We start from the raw sequence: 22,479 nt of genomic DNA, 5'->3' as shown, positions 1-22,479 counted from the left end.
CCAGGAGCCAACCCGTGGCCTCCACGTCTTCCGAAGCTCCGCTGGCGCGACTGTGCTCCCGCCAAGGCTGCAAGCGTGAAGCACTGAGCACCCTGACTTACGTGTACGCCGATTCCACTGCGGTGATCGGTCCGCTGTCGGTTCACAACGAACCCCACGCCTATGACCTGTGTGAAATTCACGCGGCGCGGATGACGGCCCCGCGCGGGTGGGAGGTTCTGCGCGTGGAAGTCCCCGTGCCCGGGGAGAGCCTGACGGCTGCGAGCCACGCGAGTATTACGGAACTGACCCCCGGCCTCAGTCGGACTCCGGCGGACCAGAGCGCTCAGCCAGAGCGTGAACGGCCAGTGGATCGCCTGCAATCAGTGGACCGGGTGCGATCAGACGGCCCGCGAACCACGTCCACCCCGACTGATCGGGAATCCTCTACCGGTGCCCGTGCAGCGAACCAGACCAGCCCGGAGAACACACCCAGGCTGGCTGCGGTGCCTGATGCGAGTCCATCATCGGCTTCTGCTGCCGAGCCTTCTGAGCTTGAACCCTCCGAGCTTGAACTTTCTGATCTTGAACAGGGTGCCGAACCTTCCCCCCAGCCTCCGGACGGTGCTGAGGATTCCGACCGTCAAGGATTCCCGGAAGACACCGAGCAGTTTTACGATGATGAAGACTCACTGGTGAATGAGATTTTTGCGCGGGACACCCCCGACTCCGCCGCAAACAGTGACGCCACTGCGGATCAACCGCGGGGAATGCGGATTCCGCACCTGCGTCGTCGTCCGCGGCGTCACACCTGAGCCCCCAGAAAACAAGACAACAGAACTCCAGCGGGAATTGGAAAGACGCCTCCCATGACTTCAACTCCCCCCACCTCCCCCTCGGACTCAGAGCGCACCTCCACAGCGCAAGCGCCTGCCGACGGGGCATCGCAGCCACCTGTAGTGCGAATGCGGCGGGGTGATGGAGTTTCTTCCCTGTCGCCTGCGTTGCGCGCCGTGCTCCGGTGCCCCATGACACGTGCCAAACTTGTGGCCGTGGACGAGCATCATCTGATGAGTGAACGCCCGTTCCGTGAAGGTGTCCATCCAGTGTTTCCCGTGACAGACGGGATTCCGAATTTTCTACCCTTGGCCCAGACCTCTGACGCATAAGTACCGTGGCCGGGGTTGCCTTGAAGGAAGTACCCCGTGAGCCCTCGACGACGCCACAGCCAACAGCCCGCTGAATCCAACACTGCGCCTGCGGACGCACACGGCGATTCTGAGAGTGCAGTGGCGAACACCCGTAACGGTTCACACCAGGATGCTGAGGGATGGAGCCGTCTGGGGGCTGCGGTAACACCCACCGGTTCCATGGATCTGCTGCGCAACATCCCTACGGAAACGGGATCCATCCGCGCGGTGGCCGCGGAGCCCGCGCCCGATCAGCCCGCTGGCGGGCCGTGGGCGCGGGGGCGGAGCGGGGAAGCCCCGGTGAGGGATGCGGCACAAGGCCGTCAAGGCAACGACGCCGAGCCCGGGCAACCTGTGGCCTCCACCCAGGCCGACCCCGACCGTGATGCTCCCGCGTGGGATCGACTGTCCTCGGGGCGCACGCGGGAGGACGTGACGGGGGCAGCTGGTCAGTCTTCGGTGATCAGGATTTTGACCCGAATCTTGGTTGGAGTTGCGGTGCCGCTCGGTCTGCTGGCACTGGCTGTACGCCTGGTGGCTTCCCCCATGTTCTTGTGGGCGGAGTACCACCGCCCCGGGTTTCCGGAGGACCCCTACGGATTCGGTCCTGACGAAAGGATGAGCCTGGGCTCTCACGGGGTGGACTACATCCTGAACTGGGCACCGTCCAGCTTTCTGGGGGATGTCCGCACCGCCAATGGACTGGCCTGGTTCCGTCCGGAAGAAATCTCCCACATGACGGACGTGAAGTACGTGATGCAGTTCGGCTTGGGGTTCGCCCTGGTGGTTGTGCTGCTGGCAGCGGTGTCTGTGCTGCTGCGGCGTCGGCAGGATGCGGCGGGGCTGATCCGTGCTGCAGTGCGCGGAGCCTGGGTCAGCATTGCCGCATTGGTGGTGCTTGCGGTGGTGGGGGCACTGTCCTGGGAATGGTTCTTTTCCACCTTCCACGGCCTGTTCTTTGCCGATGGCACCTGGACTTTCAGCCTTTCGGACACCCTCATCCGGCTGTACCCCACCCGATTCTGGGTGGATGCTGCGGCCACGGTGGCGCTGTTGACCGTGGCGGGGTGTGCGGTGGTGATTGTGTGGGGCCGGCGGGCGTTACGACGTCGTCACCTCCGGTGAGGGTCTGAGCAGGTGAACTCTGGTCACAGATGACGTGGTGTGGTCACCCGCAGTCAGATCCAGCTGGGGAACCACATGCGTTGGTGCCAGGATTCGTACGGGATGACCTGGGCGGTCCAAATGGGCCAGAAGTAGGCAGCCACAGCCAACACCAGCGCCAGCCACACTTCGATGACCCCCCAACTCACCCAACGGTGCAAACGGCTGGCGTCCTGCGCTGGAATCAACATGCTGATGCCAGCGGCCAGCAGCAAAACCATGAAGGGCAGATACGGCAGTGCGTAGAAGTAGAACTGGGTACGTTCCGGGTAGGCAAACCACGGGAGCCAGCCCACGGCAACCAGGGCCATGGGGGAGAGGATCCGCCAATCCAGGCGCCACTTGCGCCACACGATCACCAATACCAGCAGGGCGATCATGACCGGAATGGCGCTCCACCAGATCACGGGATTGCCCAGATTCAGGATGGCCTGGGAGCAGTTGGAGGCCGTGCACCCCGCTTCGCCCCGCTGGAATGATTCGTAGAAATAAGAGGTGGGACGGCCCAGAATCGGCCACTGCGCTGGACCGGCCATGTAGGTGTGGCCGGAATCCAGGCCCACGTGGAAGGCGTAAGCCGCCTTGTGGTACTCCCAGAGCGAGCGCAGTGAATCCGGAAGCCACTGCACTCCCTCACCCGGGTTGTTGACCGCCCACTGACGGTGATAACCACCGGACGTGCTGAGCCAACCCACCCAGGTGGACACGTAGGTCACCAAAGCCACGGGGATCATGGAGACAAACGCAAAGACGCCGTCTTTGAGCACCCCGGCGGGTAACCAGGCGGTGATCCCCGCCGTGCGGCGGGCACCGATGTCCCAGAGCACGGTCATGATCCCCAGCACTGCCACAAAGTACAGGGCATTCCATTTGACGCCCACGGCCAAGCCGCAGGAGATGCCCGCAGCAATGCGCCACCAGCGGATGCCAAGCCAGGGGCCCCATGTCCACGGATTGCGCGAGCTGTTCCGGGATTGTTCGGTGAGGCGTTTGAGCAGGCGTTTTCGGCCGTCAATGCGGTCCAGGAGAAGAAACACAAAAGCCAGCAGGATGAAAAAGGCCAGGAAGATGTCCAGCAGGGCAAGCCGCGAATGCGTCAAGTGCAGTCCATCAACGGCCAGCAGTGTTCCGGCAATGGCAGCCACCACGGGGGAGCGGAACATCAACAGCGCCGCGATGACCACCAAGGCGATCATGGCGGTGCCGGCAACGGCCGGGAAGAACCGCCAGCCAAAGGCATTGTCCGGCCCAAACAGCACCATGCCCAGGCAGATCAGCCATTTGCCCACCGGTGGATGCACCACAAAAGAGGCATCTCCCGTGGGGTCAGGCACATTGCCGCTGGAAAATCCGCTGTCGGCGCCATCTGGCCACTGCTGCTCAAAACCGGAGAGCACCAAGGACCAGCCGTCCTTGACGTAATAGGTTTCGTCAAAGGCGATCTCTTGCGGGCGGCTCAACTGCCAGAACCGCATGGCTGCACCCAAGATCACCGGCAGGACGGGCAGCAACCACATCCAGGTGGCAACGGGGGGCCAGGAAGGCAGCAGCTTTTCCCGCAATTGCGCGGTGTCCACGGCCTGCCGGGCAGGGGTCCACGCGCTGGATTCGGTGGCCGCACCGGTGGTTGTTTCAGGTGCTGGGGGGGATGATGTCACGGCCGTCATGGTAGGGGAACTGTGTGGGAAGTTCTCGGCTGAATGGGCAATGTCCGGCCTAGAGTTGACTGCGTGACTTCTCAAGACCGCACCGAGCCGCACCACACCGCACCCTCCAGTCCCGCTCAGGGCAGCCCGAGCACCGACTCAAGAACCAGTGCAACAACCGGCAAACTGCTGCCTGCGGGTGCACTGGTGCTGGCGGGCACCCCCATTGGAAATCTGGGTGATGCCACACAACGTCTGCGGGAGGTATTGGCCACGGCAGATGTGATTGCGGCCGAGGACACCCGGCGAACCCGCAAACTGGCCAGCGGCTTGGGCATCACCCTGCGGGGGCGTTTGGTGGCTCATCACGAACACAATGAGGCTTCCAGCGCCGGCGAGCTGCTCACCGAGGTGCGCACGGGCCACACCGTTCTTGTGGTAAGCGACGCCGGGATGCCCACCGTCTCCGACCCCGGTTACCGCGTGGCAGCAGCAGCCGCAGCGGAGGGCTTGCCCATCACGGTGCTGCCCGGACCGTCGGCCGTGCTGAGCGCTCTGGCGGTTTCCGGACTGCCGAGTGATCGTTTTGTGTTTGAGGGCTTTCTGCCACGCAAAAGTGGTCAGCGGGAAGCAAGGCTCACCGAGCTGGCTACTGAACAGCGCACTATGGTGTTCTACGAAGCCCCGCATCGGCTGGTGACCATGCTTACCGCCTTGGAGGAAGCATTTGGTGGGCAGCGCCCCGGTGTGGTGGCGCGGGAACTGACCAAACTTCACGAGGAAGTGCTGCGCGGAACCTTGCGTCAACTGCGTGAACGCGTGGAGGCCGACGGCGTCCGCGGCGAGATCGTGGTGGTTGTCCAGGGGGCACCCGCCCCCGAACCCGAAAAACCCGAAGACCTGGTGGAAGAAGTGGAAGCTCTGGTGGCCGACGGTGTGCGCTTGAAGGATGCAGCCGGAGCCGTGGCGGGCGCTCGCGGGGTCTCCAAGCGTGAGCTCTACGAATCAGTGCTGGTTGCCCGCGATCACTAGGCTGAAGTCAGTGTGAGGCTTGCTGGTGCCGCGGGTGTCGCGGTGGTTGGATTCCTTTTCACCTGGTGACTGGCTCCTAGGCTGGGTGCCGCTGTTCGTTGAGTTGGCTTGCATGCGTATTGCCGTCACAGGGTGGGAAGGACCGGTCGGCGTGACTTGATAGGAGCGTGCAGCTGCCCCACTGAGGTTTGTCCACCGACCGGCCCGACCGTTAAACCCCCACTCGAATTCAAGGGAGGCAACCACCATGGTGGTACTGATCGGCGCTGACGTCCACAAGAACTCGCATACCTTCGTCGCCGTTGATGCGGCAGGCAAACAGATCGGACAGATCACTGTCCGAGCGACTCACAGCGGTCACGAGAAGGCTTACCGCTGGGCCAAGAAGTCCTTCATCGACCAGGACCGCCGGTGGGGGGTGGAGGACTGTCGCCACCTCACCGGTCTTGTTGAACGCGACCTCCTGGCCCACGGTGAGCCGGTGCTGAGGGTGCCGACGAAGCTGATGGCCCGTCAACGCGCTGCGGTCCGGACTCGGGGTAAGTCCGATCCGATTGATGCGCTCTCGGTTGCCCGAGCGATGGCCAGAGAAGAAGATCTACCGATCGCGTTCACTGATGAGCCGGCGCGGGAGATCAAGCTGGTCCTGGCACGTCGTGAAGACCTGGTCGCGGAACGGACTCGGGTGATCAATCGTCTGCGCTGGCATGTGCATGAGCTTGATCCCGAACTCGACCCTGCCCCACGGGCGCTGATTCACCGGCCAGCTCAGGCACGGGTGCAGGCAGTGATCGAGGCCAGTGATGGGATCGTTGCGGAGATCGCGGGTATGGTTCTGGCTGATCTGCAACGGCTCTGTCTAGCGATCAGGCAGCTTGATACGCGGCTGCGGGTCATGGTGGGTGAGGTGGAGCCGGTGTTGCTGGAAATCCCCGGATGCGCGCAGCTCTCGGCTGCGAAGATTATTGCTGAGAGCGCTGGGATTAAACGGTTCTCTACGGAGTCGAAGTTCGCGATGTACGCCGGTTGCGCCCCGATCCCGGTCTGGTCAGGTAAGACCGAGGGAAGAGTTCGGTTGAACAGGGGTGGGAATAGGCAGTTGAACTGCGCGATCCACCGTATCGCGATCACTCAGGTCCGTCTTCAGGGGCCGGGTAAGGAGTATTACGAACGTCTGCGTGGACAGGGTAAGACCGTGATGGAAGCCCTGCGTTGCTTGAAGAACGCGATCGCCCGACGTATCTGGCGCAGTCTTACCCGAGCTCATGCTCAACCCCTCACGGATACCCCGATTCCCTTGAACCCCACCTCCACGGCTTGCATTCCCCAAGCCGCTTGACATAGGAGATACACATGAACTCACCTGCGGACCCTCTGCCCTCACCCATCGGTTCAGTGCCCGTTCAGGTCATCACGACGCCGGGCTGTCACCTCTGCATTGAAGGTCTGGCCGTGGTGGAGGCAGCAGCAGGGGAGTTCGGGGTGCAGTGGGCGGAGGTTGCCTTGGCGGAGGTTCCCGATGGTTCCGACAAGGACCGATGGTCTGTGGAGGTGCCCGTGCTGTTGATCGACGGCATCCAACGCGACTTTTGGCAGATCGACCCCCGCAGGCTGCGCCGCCTGCTGCGCGAACGCACGGGAGGCGCAGCGGAAGACCGGTGATTGTGTGGTCGACCTGGACCGTGTTTGACCCTCTAAATCCTAGAGCTGGCGTTGGTGAGGCAACCGCATGGGCTTTGGCTCTTGGGTATGTCACGCCGTGCAGGAGTTCCTGTCAGCGGGTGGATGCGGTGGGCTACTTGTTGGGCTTGGCGGAAACGTAGAGCGTGATGATGCCCTGCACCACCACCGTGCCATCGGTGCGTAGAGCTTTGACCCGTACGGGAACGTCCCCGCCGGCTTCCCAGCGCGCGGGCTCGGATTCGGCCACACACAACAGGTCCGTGGTGGCTTTGGCCGGGTAGGTCAGTTCCATGCCTCGGGGGATCCAGCGCTGAGTGTCCGCCACGGTGGCCTCCGCCAGTAGGCCCATGGCAGCCTCCAGGCCGTTGGCCACAGCGATCACGTGGAAGGTCCCAATGTGGTTCTGGACGGCGCGGCGTTTCCGGATACTGAGTTCGGCATAGTGGGGGCGGACTTCCCGTACTTGCGGTCGAACGGTCCAGAAATACGGGGCGAACTGCGCATAGGCCAAGCTGAAGAGGCGTTTGCCCAGGGGAAGGGCCGTGAGGCGCTGATACTTCTGGAAAGTTTGGGTCATGTGATCCACGATACGTGGTGGGTGGGTAGCAGCGATCACCACTGAGTCCGGGGTCTGCCGCCGGATTCGAGCCCGGCGGCCAGGTCTGGGACAATGGCACTTATGCCTTCTCTCAAAGCGCCGTCCTCGGCCACCGTGCATCTGTTGCGTCACGGCCAGGTCCACAACCCTGACCGGATCGTTTACGGACGCCTGCCCGAGTTTCACCTTTCTGACCTGGGGCATCAGATGGCTCAGGTGGCTGGTGAGGCGTTGGCGCAGCGGCGGGAAGCCGGGGCCAAGCTGGTCTATCTGGCTGCTTCCCCACTGACGCGGACCCTGGAGACCGCAGCCCCCGTATCCGCTGCGTTGGATCTGGAGATTCATCCGGACGAACGGTTGATTGAACCCCGCAACCACTTTGAGGGTTTGCACGTCAACGGAGCCGAGTTGGCCCGTGTGGTGCATTGGCCGTACCTCCTCAACCCGCTACGCCCGTCTTGGGGGGAGCCCTACCGTGACCAGGTGGCGCGCATGGCGGAGGTTGTGGTGGAAGCCGCGCGCCGCGCCGTCGAAATCGGTGGTGACGGTGCGGAGGCCGTACTGGTGTCCCATCAACTGCCCATCTGGATGGCCCGTCGGTCCGCGGAGGGCAAGTTGCTGCCGCATGATCCCCGCGCACGTCAGTGCAATCTGGCCTCCTTGACCTCCATGGTGTTCGACGACGTCCATGCGGGCTTGCGCCCACGGGTGGTCTACAGCGAACCCGCTGCCCACCTGTACCCAGGAGTCAATCAGCTTCCCGGTTCATGATGCCCGTAGACCCCACCGCCAACTCCACAGGTGATATTGCTGTGCCACGTTCCTCCGCCACCCCGTCATCTGATGCTGCGCTGCCCAAACGGCGGTTTCTCGGGCTGAGCCGTCGGGCGGTGTTGGCCGGTGCGGGTGCCGGTCTCAGCGCTGTGGTTCTGGCGGCTTGCACCCCGGAAGAAGAGAGCCTGACCCAGCAGGCCAATGCGGGTGGAGACACCGGCTACATTGCCGGCGACGGGTCCGTCACCGAGTACGCGCAGGCCGAACGCGGCGAACCGGTGGATTTCTCCGGAACCCTTTTTGACGGTACGGAAGTCACGGCAGCTGAGCTGCGCGGCAAGCCCGCCCTGCTGAACTTTTGGTATGCAGGGTGCGCGCCGTGCCGCAAGGAAGCCCCGGACCTGGTGGAGATGGCCCACGAACACGACGGCGCCATTGCCTTCTACGGGGTCAACGTTCGGGACGAACGCGCCACAGCGGAGGCTTTTGAGCGCACCTTTGAGATTCCCTACCCGTCCTTTGAAGACCGCGATGGTGGCGTCCTGTTGGCGCTGTCCAAGTTTGTGCCGCCGCAGGCCGTTCCCACCACAATCATCCTGGATGCTGAAGGACGGGTGGCCTCACGTGTGCTGGGGATCGCTGAACCGTCCATTTTGAAGGCATTGCTGGATGACGTGGTGAGCGCGTGACGGATGGCAATCAGTTTGCGTCCCTGATCCTGGACGGCTCCATGTGGGCCGCCTTCCCCGTGGCGTTTCTGGCGGGACTGGTCTCCTTTGCCTCCCCGTGTGTGCTCCCCCTGGTCCCCGGCTACCTGGGCTACGTGACCGGGTTGACCGGTGTTGACCTGGACCAGCAGAAACGCGGACGGATGTTTGCCGGTGTGGCGTTGTTCATTGCCGGCTTCACCGTGGTGTTTGTGCTGATGTCCGTGGTTTTGGCGCAGTTGGGTGCCCTCCCGTGGTTGCGCGGCCAAAGTTGGGTCATGGTGGTGCTGGGTGCTCTGGTGGTGCTCATGGGCGTGGTGTTCATGGGCGGATTCGGGTTCCTGCAACGCGAACGCAAGATTCACCGCAAACCGCCACCCGGGCTGTGGGGGGCCCCGCTGCTGGGGATCACCTTTGGCCTGGGTTGGGCCCCGTGCATTGGCCCTACCTTTGCGGCCGTTCAGATGCTGGCCTACAGCGGGGGAGCCTCCGTGAGCAAGGCAACGGTGCTGACCCTGGCGTACTGTCTGGGGCTGGGGCTTCCGTTCCTGCTGATTGCCTTGGCCTTCCGTCGCGGCATGGGGGCGCTGGGATTCATGCGCAAACACCGGCTGACGCTGCAACGCCTGGGCGGTGCCATGCTGATCCTGATTGGACTACTGCTCATGACCGGTGTGTGGACCGCGTTCGTCTCCTGGTTCCAAGCGGAACTGGTCCAAGATTTTGTGCCGGTGATTTGATGCCCAGCCAGCACCCGCCGCCGGAGATTTTCCGATCACTGCCGGCCTGTCCCAGCGGCAAGGACCGGCCCCAGCACCAATTCCAACCCCAGGACCACGGCGATGGCCCGCAGGAGTGACGTGAGCCAGAATCAGCACGACGACGAGTCCGTGACCCCCTCCGCTGCATCCCACTCGGAGGACGGGTCCGCCCACGGCAGGTCCGCGGCAAACACAGCCCCCACCGAGGGTGCTGCTCCTGCAACCTCCACCGAGGGTGCTGGCTCCGCAGCGGAAGGCCAGGCTGTATCTGACGGCCGCCCTGCAACGAATGCCCACTCTGCACTGAATGATCAGTCTGCACCTGCTGGCCGCGCTGTGCCTGGTGGCCAGCCCGTCCCTGATGGTCACCCTGCGTCTGACGGCCGGCCTGTGTCAGATGGCCAGCCTGTGTCTGATGGCCACCCCGCCGCAGGCGGTGAAAAACGGCGCCTCAGATTGTGGGGGCGCTCAGCGGAGGGGAAGCAGCGGGCGTCGTCGGACGTGGCGGTCCCGGCCCTGGGATTCCTGGGCATGGTGCGGTGGGCGTGGTCCCAGCTCACCCGAATGAACACGGCTTTGTTCCTGCTGCTGTTGCTGGCCGTTGCGGCTGTGCCGGGATCAATTTTCCCGCAGCGGGTGCAAGATGTTGGCGCGGTCAACGCCTACATCGAGGCCAACCCCACCACGGGGCCCATCCTGGATCAGCTGCAGTTCTTTGACGTGTTCTCCTCCGTCTGGTTCTCCGCGATCTACCTTCTGCTGTTCATCTCCCTGGTGGGTTGTGTGATTCCACGCGCTCGCAAGCACTGGCAGGCATGGAGGGCGCAGCCGCCACGCACCCCGGCAAAACTGCGGCGCCTGCCGGTGTCACGTTCCCTGGAACTGGGCGGACGCGACGGCGCCCCCGCACCGAATGCCGATCAGGTCATCGAGCGGGCCGCAGCGGTCCTGAAGAAGCGCCGCTATCGCGTGGACGTTCGGGATCTGGGCTCGGGTGCCCCCTCCGTGGGGGCTGAACGGGGCATGTGGAAGGAGGTGGGCAACATTCTCTTCCACCTGGCCATGGTGGGTATTTTGATCTTTGTGGCCTACGGTTCACTGTTCGGCTTCAAAGGACAGAAGATTCTGACCGTGGGGGACACGTTTGCCAATTCGTTGATCAGTTACGACTCCTTCACCCCGGGGTCCAACTTCAACGCTGACTGGTTGGAGCCGTTCACCATCCGGGTGGACGACTTCACTGTGGAGTACAACCGGGACACCTCAGACCCGGGTAACTACGGCATTCCGCTGCACTATGAATCATCCGTGACCATCACGGATGCCCCCGGGGAAGAACCGCGGGAGGAACTACTCACCGTGAACCGCCCCATCTCAGTGGATGGTGTCAGCGCCTACCTGATCGGCAACGGCTACGCCCCGGTGGTCAGGGTGACTGACGGGGAAGGCAATGTCTCCTACGAAGGGCCCGTGGTCACGGTCCCGGAGGACACCTCCAACATCTCCTCCTTCACCTTGAAGGTGCCGGACGCATCCCCGCAGCAGCTTGGCTTCACGGGAACCTTCCTCCCCACCGCCTGGACTGATGAGGCCACCGGGCAGCTGACCTCAGCCGATCCAGATTTGGGCAACCCCGCATTGGTGCTCTCCGTCTACAGCGGTGACCTGGGCCTGGACGACGGCACCCCGCAGAACGTGTACGTCCTGGATGTGAGCGACCTCAATGAGGTGGCCTCTCCCATGACCAGCGGCGGCCCGGTCATGCTTTCGGAAGCCAATCCGCGGGTGGACCTCCCGAACGGCCTGGGCACCATCGAGTATCTGGACACAGTGCGTTATGTGGGTCTGGACCTCCACTACGATCCCGGAACCCGCGGCGTGTTCATCTCCTTCTGCCTGGCGTTTTTGGGCCTGATCATGTCCCTCTTCATCGTGCGACGTCGCGCCTGGGTTCGGGTCAACACCGTGCACACCGACGCCGGTGATCGCCTGGTTCTGGAGTACGGCCTGTTGGCCCGGGGTGAGGACCCGCGACTGGAGGCGGAAGCTGAAAACCTGGTGGACCTGTTCACCGCCGAATGGGAAGACATTGGCGTGCGAGATTCCCAACGCAACACCACCGCAGCGCGCCAGAAAGCCTGACTCCTCAGAATCGCCCGCTGGTCCACGGAGCAAGGACGCCTGGGAGAGCCAACGCGGTGATACTCGCGGAAAGCCAGGGAGGATGGCTGAAAATCAGCGACCCGGGTGGAAAGCCTCTGAGGCTGGTGGACAGCCAGCGTCCGGGGCGGAAATGCGGGTGATGCTGCGGAGCCCCAGTGATGCCGGTAGTAATCCAATGACCCCGGTGGCAAGCCAGTGACGCCGGCGGAAACCCAGTGATGCTGGCGACCGCCCCCACATGAAAGTGAGACAATGACCCCATGAGCACCGTCAACACCACACTGGGGACCTGGTCTGAGCTGTTCATGCTCATGGCCGCCTTGGTCTACATGTTTGTTTTCATCGCGTTTGCGTGGGACATGGCATCGCATTCCAAAACGCTGCGGGAGGCTGAGCGCCGGGAGCAGCGATCTGAGGATCGTGCTGAGGCGCTGGTAGGAGCGGGTTCGCGTGCCGGTGGTGCTGCCGGTTCCGCAGCTGCCCCCGGAGAGGGGGCAGCACAGGACTGGGCCACCAGCTCTCGGGATGATCGCAACGACGCCGGATCTGGCTCACGTGCCGGATGGCGTTCCAACGGCGCCAAGGCCCTGGAAGGCCAGGTGGCCGATTCCAGCATGGCGTATGCGGACAACGACCACCGCCGTCCGGCGGCGCGTATTGCCGTGGTGCTCATGGTCCTGGCTTTTGCCATCCACCTGGCCGCAGTGATCATGCGTGCCATTGCCGCCAACCGCGTTCCGTGGTCCAACATGTATGAGTTCTCCACCACGGGGGCGCTGCTGATCGTGGCCGTGTATCTGGTCATGTTGGCCATCAAGGATCTGCGTTTTGTGGGAGTGCTGATCTCCGGCCTGGTCACCTTGATGTTGACGGCAGCCACCATTGCTTATCCCACACCTGTTTCACCGTTGCAGCCGGCTCTGCAGTCCTACTGGCTGGTGATCCACGTGTCCATTGCGGTGGCGGCCATGGGAATCTTTGCCATCACCTTTGCCATGGCCATCCTTCAGCTGGTGCAGGACCGGCGTGAAAAGCGCATTCTGGAAGGTGGCCCCAGCGGGTGGGCCTTCTTGAAGATTGTGCCTTCGGCCCAGACGTTGGAGAACTTCTCCTACCGTCTCAACAGCGTGGGCTTTGTGTTCTGGACCTTCACCCTTGCCGCTGGCGCCATCTGGGCCCGCGATGCCTGGGGCCGTTACTGGGGCTGGGACCCCAAGGAGGTGTGGACCTTTGTGATCTGGGTGGTCTACGCCGCCTACCTTCACGCGCGTGCCACTCGTGGATGGACCGGTCGCCGTTCAGCGTGGCTGTCGATTGTTGGCTTTGTGTGCATCCTGTTCAACTACTTTGTGGTCAACACGGTGTTCGACGGCCTTCACTCCTACTCGGGTCTCTGAGGGGCACACCCAAGCTCAACTTTGGACATGGAAAAGGGCACATCCACCAACTGGATGTGCCCTTTTCCATGTCCAAAGTTTGTGGCCTACCGGTTCCCGTGCCACCGGAGCTGGTGTGACCGGAGAGCTGGTTGACCGGGTCTCAGAACCTTGGGCGCCCGTGGGGGTCGTCCGGGTGTTCATCCCCCGGGAGACCGTCGGAGGGGTCCTGGCCGTCATCCGGTGTGGTGGAGTCGGCATCGGGCCTCGTCTCCGAATCGGACGGAGAATCCGTGACGGAACCAGGACCACCGTCGTCGTTGCTGTTGTTTTCCTGCTGCGGGACGGTGTCCTCCGTGGAGTCGGCCGCCCCCGCTGCCCCTCCCGCCTGACGGCGTTTCTCCCACTCCTCCAACTGGGCGTCCGCTTGTTCGGAACGGCGCTTTTCGTCGAGTTGACGCAGGAAGTTGGGGTCATCGTCAGGGCCCTTGCCGCGGCTGGGCTGAGAGCTGGGAGGGGCATAGCGCGGACGCCCCAAAGTGAGCCACAGGATGCCACCGATCACCGGCAACAGCAGAATCACGGCGATCCACGGGCCGCGTTTGATACCGCGGACATCGCGGGGGTCGGAGCGTAGGCAGTCGAAGAACGAATAGATGATCACGCCGACTGCCAACGCCGCGGCGCCGATGATTGCGATTGCTCGGATCATGGATCAATCATATTGCTTACACAACGGGTGCCTTACCGTGCCCGGGGCTGGTCAGCCACAAGCGAAGGCTCACTTGTTTCCGTGGAGGATTCCACGGATTCTGCAGCACCGGATGGTTCCGTGTCTGCTGAACCGGCTGCGGCGTCGTCGTGCTGGTTCTCGGCGCGGTGCGCACGGACGGCGTAGGTCAGTGCGGCTGCGGCCACCAGAACGATGCCGAGCAGAATCACCTGCGTGAGTACCGGGGGTGCACCCAGGGCATCAGCGGAGAGCAAGGTGCGGGTGTTGGTGAGCACAATCAGGCCACCCACGGCGGGGCCCAGCACCCGGGCGGGAATGACCTTGACCAGGGCCGCGGCAACGGGGGCTGCGATCACACCACCCAGCAGCAGGGCGCCCACCCAGGCAAAGTTGATGCCCTGTGAACCCAGGTGCAGCAGGAAGCCAAGGGAGGCCGCCACAGTGACCATGAACTCAGCCGTGTTCACGGAACCGACCACCTTGCGGGGTTCCAAGCGGCCGTCAGCCAGCAGCGCCGGGGTTCCTACCGGACCCCAGCCACCGCCGCCCGTGGCGTCGATGAAACCGGCAAACAGCCCCAACGGCGAGAGGAATTTGGCGGGAATCTTGCGCCCCAACCGCTCCTTGCGCAGGCCCTTGAACGTGAAGCGGTAGAGGATGTAGATGCCCAGAACCAAGAGCACGGTGCTCATGACAGGGCGGGCCACGGCTGCATCCAGATTGGAGAGGACTGAGGCACCCAGGAAGCCACCAACGGCACCGGGAATGCCGATCTTGGCCACCACACGCCAGTCCACGTTGCCGAACTTCCAGTGGGAGAGCCCGGAGGCCAGAGTGGTGCCCACTTCTGCCAAGTGCACCGTGGCTGAAGCCGCGGCGGGGTTGGCTCCAATCATGAGCAGCAACGTAGAGGTGGTCACCCCGTAGGCCATACCCAGGCCACCATCAACAAGTTGTGCAGCCAACCCAACAAGGGCAATCAAAATCAGTGTGCGCACCGGGCACCTCCTCACGGATTCTCCGGCTGTAGCCGGAACAGAGCATTTCCCACAATTCCCATCAAAGGTGTGGGGTTTAGGACAAGAGGAGCTAACCAGTGGTGGGAGGCTGGGTCAAAGATCGTGAAACAATCGTCATATGGAGATCTCAGCGCGCTCCGAATACGCCATTCGGGCTCTGCTCATGCTTGCGGAAGCCCACGCCGGTGGCGTAGAGGCGCTGCCGGTGGCCACCTTGGCGCAGCGGCAAGAGCTGCCGGCCAAGTTTTTGGAAGTGGTGATGGGGCAACTGCGTCGAGGCGGTCTGGTGGTCAGCAAACGTGGGGCTGCCGGTGGTTACCGGTTGGCTGCACCCGCTGATGAAATGACCATTGGGGCCGTGATTCGCACGGTGGATGGCCCGTTGACCGGGGTCCGTGGGATGCGCCCGTCCGACACCGAGTACGCAGGAGCTGCTACCCATCTGCCGGTGGTGTGGGTGGCTGTGCGCGCCGCTCTGCGCAGCGTGTTGGATGAGGTCACCCTGGAAGACGTTTTGACCGGTCACTTCCCCGATCAGGTGGCGCAATGGACCCAAGAACCCGGAGCTTGGGAGGATCGGTGGCCCCTGCAGGCTTCGGCCGGCCACTAGCGGGATGGGTTGTGCTGACCGGCTTGCGCACTCGCCTACTCGGGGGATCATCAGGCAACGGCATTAGACTGATGTGGTGAATTTTCTGAAGTACTCCGCGTTGCGCTTGGGCTTGTTGATCGTTGTTTTTGTGGCGGGCCTCTACCTCCGCTTGGGCATCCTGTTCGCTGGCTTGGCTGCAATCATCATCGCCTTTGCGGTGTGCTACATCTTCTTCCCCAAGCTCCACGTGGGGGCCAGGCAAGATCTGGGCCGATGGATTTCGCGGTCGCCCAAAATCCGCAAGGACACCTTGGCGGATGAGGATGCAGAGGCGGAGGACTCCTACGTGGATGCCACCGGCGATACGGAGACCACGGGGACTGCGGAGGTTGCCGAGGATGCGGAGACCACCGGCGGCGCGGGAGGCGTGGGCTCCACACACGACCGGTGACACGGACGCTGTAGGCCATACGGACGCCATCGGCTCTGTGAGCGCTGCGCGCTCCACGGATACGACCAGGATTACGGACGCCACAGGGGATGCGGAGTCTGCTGGGACTGCGGACAGCGCAGACACGAATACAGACTCAGCCGCAGACCGGCCCGGATCAATGGGGGAGACGCTGACGATCAGGCGAGGCAGCGACGTCGTTGATCAGGTGGTTCCAGCAGGGTGCCGAGCGCCTATTGGACAGCTGACCACAGACTGACCGCTTTTGCCGGTCAGACCCACTGGCGCAGTAGTACGGCGGCCAAGAAGAGCAGTGACCAGATCAAGTTCAGAATCCCGCAGAGTTTGAGCACCGGGATGAGGGCTTGACGTTGGTTGCTGAACAGTACGGTGCGGGTGGCGATCACAGCCAGAGGCACCGCCAGGAAGACCAGCAGCATCCACAGGTTGAAGGGCAACAGGAACAGATGTAGGGCAAATGCCAGGCCCAGTTCGGCGGCAAATACCACGCGTGCGTGGTGATTGCCGAGGCGGACCGCCAGGGTGCGTTTGCCCACTTCACGGTCTCCGGGGATGTCCCGAATGTTGTTGACCATGAGCAGCGCACAGGCAAAGAGGCCGGTGGCGATGGCGGCAATCCAGGCATCCAGGTTGAGCTTGCCCGCCTGGGTGATGGTGGTTCCCAGTACGGCCACCAAGCCGAAATAGACAAAAACGGCAATGTCTCCCCATCCGCGGTAACCGTACGGGCGCTTGCCGCCGGTGTAGCCCCAGGCCGCGAACACTGCCGAGATGCCGATGACAATGAACCACCACTGCCGTGAGAGCACGATCAAGACCAGCCCGGCCACGGCCGCGGCGAGGAAGCAGCCCAGTGCTGCGTAGAGCACCTGCTTGGGGGTGGCGGCTTTTGAGCCGACCAGACGTAGGGGGCCTACGCGGTTGTCGTCGGTGCCTTTGATGCCATCCGAGTAGTCATTGGCATAGTTCACGCCCACTTGCAGGAACAGCGCCACCAGGAAGGCCAGAAAGGCCAGGCTGAGGTTGGCGCTCCACATGGATTGAGCGGCCGCAGTTCCGGCGATGATCGGCGCCAGTGCCATGGGTAGTGTGCGCAGCCGTGCGCCTTCGATCCACTGGGCGGCAGTTGCCACGGACAACCTTCCTGATGTGAGGGTGCAGACCGGGGTGCGCGCCGTGTGACCGGCGGGTCCGCAGCCCCGGCGCGCCGCAGTGCTGATCTGCGCCGCAGGGACCGGGTCATTCTTTCACGAACAGCTCCATCACCGCTGCCCGGTCCGGTTTGCCGGTGGGTAGGAGGGGGATTTCTGGGACCCACAGCCATTGTTTGGGGACGGCGGCCGGACCGAGTTCTTGGCGGATGGTTGATTCCAGTCGGCGCAGTTCCTCCTGGAGGCTTGCGCTGCCTGTGCCTGTGCTCGTGCCTTTAGCGGGCACCAGTGCAGCCACGATCCTCTGCCCCCACTGGGGGTCTGCCACCGGAACGACGACGACGTCGCGCACCCCCGGGTGAGCCACCATGAGATTGCGGAGAACACCGGCGGAAACCTTGACCCCACCGGTCACCATCACGTCATCTGCGCGACCGATCACCCGCAGGCGTGGGGATGATTCTCTGGGGGATGTGGTGAGGACGCCCAGATCATCGGTGCGGTACCAACGGGTCGCGGGGTCGAGTGGTGCAGTTGGGGTCATGGAAGGTGAGGTGACGCCATCCGGCAGACGATCGAAGACATAACGGTGCGTCTGAGCGGGGTCGTCCAGGTAGCCATCCGTGACCATGGGGCCACCCAGCCAGATCCGCCCGGGGGAGGTGGCGTCGTCGTCGGCGGTGTGTTCCAGGTGAATGGACACGCCGGGGAGAGGGAGGTCGTCGTAAACGCAGCCGCCGGCCGTTTCCGACATGCCGTACGTGGTGATCACGTTGGCACCCAGGGCGTGTGCAGCCTCCAGGAGGTGGGGTGTGGCGGCTGATCCGCCCAGCAGGATCGCGGTGAACGAGCGCAGTGTATGGCGGACTGTGGGGTTTGGGGCGGCGTCCACCAGGCGTTGGAGTTGGGTGGGGACCAGGGAGACGAACCGTTGGGGGTGGGTCATGCGGGCGGCTGCCGTCACAAAGTTCTGCGCGGTGAAGGGGCCGTCCGGCAGAACCACGGGGGTGGTGCGGGCGATGACCGAGCGGATCAGCACCTGTACGCCGGCCACATAAAACGGGGGGAGGCACAGCAGCCACTGGCCGTGGCCGAGCTGCTGGTCGGGACTGGGGGGCTGGGCCTGACTGAGCTGCTGGCCGTGGCTGAGTTCTGGGACTTGGCTGTGACGCTGGTCGGGATTGTGACTGGGCTGACTGCTCAGCTGATGGTCCGGCTGATGGTGGGTGTGCCGGAGCATGGCGGCCAGGTGCTCGGCGGTGGCTTGTGCAGAGGATTTCAGGGCGTGGGTGCTCAGCACGGTCCGTTTGGGTCGCCCGGTGCTACCTGAAGTTGCGACGACGACCGCCGGCCCCTCCCTCTGCAAGACCTCCTGGAAGGCCGAGAGTAGACCGGTCACACCACCGGCGCGGGTGACTGACTCGGGGCCGTCCAAAATGACTGTGTCCCGCGGGAGAGCGGAGGTGTGGGGGGTGTCGAGGTTCACGGATGCTGCTCGGGTGTGTGTGGGCTGGTTGTGGTGGGCTCGAAATTGGTGGCGCTCACTGCGAACTGGCGCTGGCTCAGAAGTAGTAGGGGAAGTTGGACCAGTCAGGGTCGCGTTTACCCAGGAAGGCATCGCGGCCTTCCACGGCTTCATCGGTCATGTAGCCCATGCGGGTGGCCTCGCCGGCAAAGACTTGTTGGCCGACCATGCCGTCGTCGGGAAGGTTGAAAGCGTATTTGAGCATGCGGATGGCTTGGGGGGATTGACGGCAGATCATCTTGGCCCATTCGATCCCCAGGTTTTCCAGGTTGGCGTGATCGGCCACCTCGTTGACGGCGCCCATGCGGAGCATGTCCTCGGCGCTGTACTCGCGGGCCAGGAAGAAGATTTCGCGGGCGAACTTTTGTCCCACTTGACGGGCCAGGAGTGCTGAGCCGTATCCGGCGTCGAAAGAACCGACGGTGGCGTCTGTCTGCTTGAACTTGCCGTGTTCGCGGGAGGCAATGGTGAGGTCGCAGACCACGTGCAGCGAGTGCCCGCCACCGGCCGCCCAGCCGTTGACCATGGCGATCACGGGTTTGGGCATGGTGCGGATCAGGCGCTGGACCTCCAGGATGTGGAGGCGACCGGCCCGGGCGGGGTCAATGGACTCGGCGGTCTCGCCATCGGCGTAGTGGTAGCCGTCGCGGCCGCGAATGCGCTGGTCGCCGCCCGAGCAGAAGGCCCAGCCACCGTCCTTCTCGGATGGCCCGTTGCCGGTCAACAGAACGGCGCCCACGTCTGAGGACATTCGAGCGTGATCCAGGGTGCGGTAGAGCTCATCCACCGTGCCGGGGCGGAAGGCGTTGCGGACTTCCGGGCGGTCGAAGGCGATGCGTACCCAGGGCAAGTCCTTGGTGATCCTGCCTGCGTCATCGCGTTCGACGGCGCGGTGATAGGTGATGTCTGCAAGGTTCTGAAAGCCGTCCACCTCATGCCACTGGGTGGGATCGAAGGTCTGAGAGACCTGGTGGGGGAGAGTGGTTCCAGCGGAAACACCGGTGGGCTGCGAGGAGTTTTGGGCTGCATCAGTCACGAGCACGATCCTACGTGGCCGGATCATTACGGGTTCTGCGGAGTGACGTTCTCCGGGCACGTTTCCCGGGATCATGCGAGTCTGATCTGTAGAGGTCATCCCACCCTGGTTCTGTCGGGTGTTATTCCCCAGGGGGCGTACCGGGGGTTCTGTTGAGCTGGCTCGCGGGGAGGGCGTGGGGTAATGCTGTCCCGGGTGATCCCGTCTCGGGGGTCATGCCACGTGGTTCTGTGAGGCTGACCCACAGCGGGGTCGTGAATTTGATGAAACGTCCTGGCGTTACGCCACTTGGTTTTGTTGGGCTGATTCGCAGTGGGTCTGTGGTCGTGATGCTGTCTCGGGGGTCATGCCATGTGGTTCTGTTGAGTTGGCCCATAAGGGATCTGTGAGGCTGACCCGCAACGGGTCCGTGAGTTTGATGCTGTCTCGGGTGATGCCATGTGGTTCTGGGCAGCCGATCCCACGCCCGTTCTGCCGGAGCGTTCCCACACCGGGTGATGGTGGCGGTTCCGCCAACTGCCTGCGTTTTGGGCTCAATGCTGTGCGAATCCTGAATCGGGCGAAGCCAATCACGAGTCGGCCGAGGTACTGGAGCAGTTCTGGCCAAAACTCGTGCACGTCATGGGCGGGGTCATGTCCCAATAGGCGTGGGCAGAAGCCCTGCCCCGGTAGGGGGCAAATCCCTAAAACGGGGGTGGGTCCTCGGGAAAGACATCGTGTGTTGTAGCGGCTTCTGAGTTCCCACTGGCGTTGTCGATGCCGCTGGTTGCCGAGTCGCTGGTGGCGAACAGCGAATGTTCCACGCTGCTGTGCCGTGTTGTACCCAACGGCGATGTGAACATAATGCCGTTGGCACCGTTGGCACCGTTGGCAGGGCTGCCGTCATTGCCAGGGCTGGGCATGGCTGACCCGACATTGTTCGTGGGCGAACTGTGGTTATCTGGCGCAGACGTTCCCCATGATTCCTGGGGCAAAACGTGCTGTGGCGTGACGTGCCACGAGCCGAATGGACCGTTTTGGTGTTTGAGCAGATGGTGCGCACGGCACAGATGTGCCAGGTTCTCAGCGTCCGTGGTGCCACCGTCCTCCCAGGCGAGAGCATGGTCAACATCGCACCGCTCAGCCGCGCGGCGGCAACCCGGGAAACGACAGGTGGCATCCCGTATCTGCAGTTGACGTCGTAGACCAGCGGGAACTTTGTAGGACTGTCTCCCGAACTGGGTGATCTCCCCGGTGCCGGGGTCCAGCAACAACCGCTTCCAGGATGCACTTCCGGAGGCCAACTCCACAGCCGTCAGCGGTGAAATAGGCCCGTATCCAATCAACTCGGGCGATTCGGCTTGCCACGATTTACCTTCAGACCGCGCGGCAGTGTCCGCATCCGTGGCGGGAACCCGCCGAGCCGGTCCGGGAGCCGACCCTTTGTTGTCTTTGACGAGCGTGGGATCAGCTGCCACCAAGTGCTCCACCGGAACAATCACGGAAACCTGACCCCGAATGCCACGCGGCAGTTCTGATTTCTGCGACGGTTCGGCCTCCAACAGGAGGTCGGCCAAGACATCTGCCCGGCGTTCCCCGATCCCACGACGCACTGGCTCACCACTGCGGGTGTCTTCTTCATATGCGCCTTTAGGTGCATTGGCCTGGTGGTCATCAGAGGTGGCAGTCGCGCTACCGGGGGAATCGTTGAGGTTCTGGGCCAACCGATCAATGCGGTCACAGGCGGCAAGGGCTGTGGCTGCATCCAAGATGGCATGCAGGTGGGCCATACCATCGTCCTCCGGTTCCACCCAGACGCCCCGGTGCCGCTTGGCATTCTGGTGCGCCCGTGCCTGAGCCGGTGCACCCATGGCATGACGACGACGATGCCCGTAAGCATTCAGTTTGGCTGCCCCGCACTGCTGGGCACGCTCCATCATGTCCACCACCAGACGTTCCCCAGCCGCTTGGAATCGGCCCAGAGGCGCCGGTGGCGGCTCAAGTGCTGATGCGGATGACGTTGCACCAGTGAGGTGGTGCCCGGTGTTGTTGGCATCTGCCTCAGCAGACTCATCCACTGGAGCCGTTCCGGGGGTCTCCGGTGGATCGGCGTCTGGGGCGACGTCGCACAGATCACCAACTTCAGTGCCCGCCAGCGTCTGCGACGTGTTCAGAGCAGACAGATGATGGGTGCAGTCCGGAAAGTGGGTTTCAGTCAGTGACGACCACTGATTGAGGATCACCTTCACCTGATCCCACAGCAACTGACCTGCCTCCAACTGTTCCAAGACATGGGGCAGGTGCTGGGTCAGGACCAGGGCTTGCCGCAAGAGTTCCATAGCGGACCCGCGGGGGAGTTTGAGAGCCAATTCAAGTTCACCGACCACCATGCTGCGGGCGTCCTCCTGAGCCCAACGTTGGATTTCTGTGAGCGTTGCCGAGTCCACATCTCGGGGAGATGTGCCACCGGGGCGCCGTTGAAGAACTTCCCGCTGCTCCTGAGCCTCACGGAAAGTTGCCCGCAGCGTGATCAGATGTAGGTCGGCCGCTTGACGCAGGATTCGTCCCCGAGCAGCAGCCTCTGCGGAGACGTCCATCTGCATCCCGGTGACCAGGGAGGCCGCCTGTTCTCTCAGGTCTTCCGGCTCAACATCCGCTGCTGAAAAATGGCGGCGCCGAAATGCTGTGGTCTCCGGTGATTCCAGAACAGAAGCTAGTTCGGGAGTATCTGAAGGAGTGCCTGATGGGGCATGGGGCGCGCGCTGATGTGTGGTCCCTAGAGTGTCTGCCATGCCGCCGGGGGCGAAACCCGGGGCGGTGCTTGGTGCGGGGAGATTTGATGCGCTGCACGGTTGGGCAGGTGCAGCGCCTCCTACGCGGCTGCTATCTAGACGTCCGC

At 63.3% G+C, this 22,479-nt stretch carries 20 protein-coding genes; 12 read left to right on the top strand and 8 right to left on the bottom strand.

Annotated features, from left to right (window positions below; all coding sequences use genetic code 11):
- Nucleotides 1-14 precede the first annotated feature (14 nt).
- Nucleotides 15-794 (top strand): DUF3499 family protein, encoded by a 780-nt coding sequence (locus Q4G32_RS13900; RefSeq protein ID WP_368660346.1) that lies wholly within the window; start codon nucleotides 15-17, stop codon nucleotides 792-794.
- Nucleotides 795-1,184: 390 nt separating this feature from the next.
- Nucleotides 1,185-2,294: a DUF1461 domain-containing protein gene (locus Q4G32_RS01835; protein WP_303348805.1), complete on the top strand. Its 1,110-nt coding sequence runs from the start codon at nucleotides 1,185-1,187 to the stop codon at nucleotides 2,292-2,294.
- A 53-nt stretch (nucleotides 2,295-2,347) separates the two neighbouring features.
- Here Q4G32_RS01835 and Q4G32_RS01830 read toward each other — a convergent pair whose 3' ends face one another.
- Nucleotides 2,348-3,991: a dolichyl-phosphate-mannose--protein mannosyltransferase gene (locus Q4G32_RS01830; RefSeq protein ID WP_303348804.1), complete on the bottom strand. Its 1,644-nt coding sequence runs from the start codon at nucleotides 3,989-3,991 to the stop codon at nucleotides 2,348-2,350.
- A 72-nt stretch (nucleotides 3,992-4,063) separates the two neighbouring features.
- Between Q4G32_RS01830 and rsmI the strand changes: the two genes are divergently transcribed.
- From rsmI to Q4G32_RS01815, 3 genes are all read left to right on the top strand, one after another.
- Nucleotides 4,064-5,011, top strand: a complete 948-nt coding sequence (gene rsmI / locus Q4G32_RS01825) for a 16S rRNA (cytidine(1402)-2'-O)-methyltransferase (protein WP_303348803.1) — start codon at nucleotides 4,064-4,066, stop codon at nucleotides 5,009-5,011.
- 247 nt (nucleotides 5,012-5,258) lie between these two features.
- A complete protein-coding gene (locus Q4G32_RS01820; protein WP_303348802.1) occupies nucleotides 5,259-6,350 on the top strand; it encodes an IS110 family transposase in 1,092 nt (363 codons plus the stop codon).
- Between the two features lie 14 nt (nucleotides 6,351-6,364).
- Nucleotides 6,365-6,673: a glutaredoxin family protein gene (locus tag Q4G32_RS01815; protein ID WP_303348800.1), complete on the top strand. Its 309-nt coding sequence runs from the start codon at nucleotides 6,365-6,367 to the stop codon at nucleotides 6,671-6,673.
- 133 nt (nucleotides 6,674-6,806) lie between these two features.
- Here Q4G32_RS01815 and Q4G32_RS01810 read toward each other — a convergent pair whose 3' ends face one another.
- Nucleotides 6,807-7,271: a hotdog fold domain-containing protein gene (locus Q4G32_RS01810; protein WP_303348799.1), complete on the bottom strand. Its 465-nt coding sequence runs from the start codon at nucleotides 7,269-7,271 to the stop codon at nucleotides 6,807-6,809.
- A gap of 102 nt (nucleotides 7,272-7,373) precedes the next feature.
- On the opposite strand from Q4G32_RS01810, the gene Q4G32_RS01805 reads away from it, so the two are divergent.
- The 5 genes from Q4G32_RS01805 (at nucleotide 7,374) to ccsB (ending at nucleotide 13,094) form a co-directional block, all read left to right on the top strand.
- Nucleotides 7,374-8,063 carry a histidine phosphatase family protein gene (locus Q4G32_RS01805; RefSeq protein ID WP_303348798.1) on the top strand — a complete coding sequence of 230 codons (690 nt, stop codon included), beginning with the start codon at nucleotides 7,374-7,376 and terminating at the stop codon, nucleotides 8,061-8,063.
- Between the two features lie 41 nt (nucleotides 8,064-8,104).
- Entirely contained in the window at nucleotides 8,105-8,755 is a 651-nt protein-coding gene (locus Q4G32_RS01800) for a TlpA family protein disulfide reductase (RefSeq protein ID WP_303348797.1), read from the top strand.
- Nucleotides 8,756-8,796: 41 nt separating this feature from the next.
- Entirely contained in the window at nucleotides 8,797-9,513 is a 717-nt protein-coding gene (locus Q4G32_RS01795; RefSeq protein ID WP_303348999.1) for a cytochrome c biogenesis CcdA family protein, read from the top strand.
- A 120-nt stretch (nucleotides 9,514-9,633) separates the two neighbouring features.
- The gene (locus tag Q4G32_RS01790) at nucleotides 9,634-11,676 is read left to right on the top strand and encodes a cytochrome c biogenesis protein ResB (protein ID WP_303348796.1); all 2,043 of its coding nucleotides are present in this window, start codon (nucleotides 9,634-9,636) and stop codon (nucleotides 11,674-11,676) included.
- A gap of 281 nt (nucleotides 11,677-11,957) precedes the next feature.
- Nucleotides 11,958-13,094: a c-type cytochrome biogenesis protein CcsB gene (gene ccsB / locus Q4G32_RS01785; protein ID WP_303348795.1), complete on the top strand. Its 1,137-nt coding sequence runs from the start codon at nucleotides 11,958-11,960 to the stop codon at nucleotides 13,092-13,094.
- A 142-nt stretch (nucleotides 13,095-13,236) separates the two neighbouring features.
- Here the strand turns inward: ccsB and Q4G32_RS01780 are convergent, their stop codons facing one another.
- Both Q4G32_RS01780 and Q4G32_RS01775 read right to left on the bottom strand, forming a co-directional pair.
- Nucleotides 13,237-13,785, bottom strand: coding sequence for a PLD nuclease N-terminal domain-containing protein (locus tag Q4G32_RS01780; RefSeq protein ID WP_303348793.1), 549 nt, complete (start codon nucleotides 13,783-13,785; stop codon nucleotides 13,237-13,239).
- Between the two features lie 32 nt (nucleotides 13,786-13,817).
- Complete coding sequence (locus tag Q4G32_RS01775; protein ID WP_303348791.1) at nucleotides 13,818-14,804, bottom strand: sulfite exporter TauE/SafE family protein; 987 nt, start codon at nucleotides 14,802-14,804, stop codon at nucleotides 13,818-13,820.
- A 139-nt stretch (nucleotides 14,805-14,943) separates the two neighbouring features.
- Here Q4G32_RS01775 and Q4G32_RS01770 point away from each other — a divergent pair, with 139 nt between their 5' ends.
- Together Q4G32_RS01770 and Q4G32_RS01765 are read left to right on the top strand one after the other, a co-directional pair.
- Entirely contained in the window at nucleotides 14,944-15,435 is a 492-nt protein-coding gene (locus Q4G32_RS01770; RefSeq protein WP_303348789.1) for an RrF2 family transcriptional regulator, read from the top strand.
- Between the two features lie 76 nt (nucleotides 15,436-15,511).
- On the top strand, nucleotides 15,512-15,868 hold the full coding sequence (locus Q4G32_RS01765) for a DUF4229 domain-containing protein (RefSeq protein WP_303348788.1): 357 nt from the start codon (nucleotides 15,512-15,514) through the stop codon (nucleotides 15,866-15,868).
- A 272-nt stretch (nucleotides 15,869-16,140) separates the two neighbouring features.
- Here the strand turns inward: Q4G32_RS01765 and Q4G32_RS01760 are convergent, their stop codons facing one another.
- The 4 genes from Q4G32_RS01760 to Q4G32_RS01745 form a co-directional block, all read right to left on the bottom strand.
- Entirely contained in the window at nucleotides 16,141-17,022 is an 882-nt protein-coding gene (locus tag Q4G32_RS01760) for a 1,4-dihydroxy-2-naphthoate polyprenyltransferase (protein ID WP_303348787.1), read from the bottom strand.
- A gap of 106 nt (nucleotides 17,023-17,128) precedes the next feature.
- Complete coding sequence (locus tag Q4G32_RS01755) at nucleotides 17,129-18,526, bottom strand: AMP-binding protein (protein WP_303348786.1); 1,398 nt, start codon at nucleotides 18,524-18,526, stop codon at nucleotides 17,129-17,131.
- Nucleotides 18,527-18,602: 76 nt separating this feature from the next.
- The gene (locus tag Q4G32_RS01750; protein WP_303348785.1) at nucleotides 18,603-19,601 is read right to left on the bottom strand and encodes a 1,4-dihydroxy-2-naphthoyl-CoA synthase; all 999 of its coding nucleotides are present in this window, start codon (nucleotides 19,599-19,601) and stop codon (nucleotides 18,603-18,605) included.
- 683 nt (nucleotides 19,602-20,284) lie between these two features.
- Complete coding sequence (locus Q4G32_RS01745; RefSeq protein WP_303348784.1) at nucleotides 20,285-22,372, bottom strand: HNH endonuclease signature motif containing protein; 2,088 nt, start codon at nucleotides 22,370-22,372, stop codon at nucleotides 20,285-20,287.
- Between the last annotated feature and the right edge of the window lie 107 nt (nucleotides 22,373-22,479).

Source organism: Kocuria sp., assembly GCF_030538595.1.
Classification (GTDB): Bacteria; Actinomycetota; Actinomycetes; order Actinomycetales; family Micrococcaceae; genus Kocuria.
The sequence above is the reverse complement of the archived record's forward strand: the minus strand, read 5'-3'. Positions and strand labels throughout refer to the sequence as shown.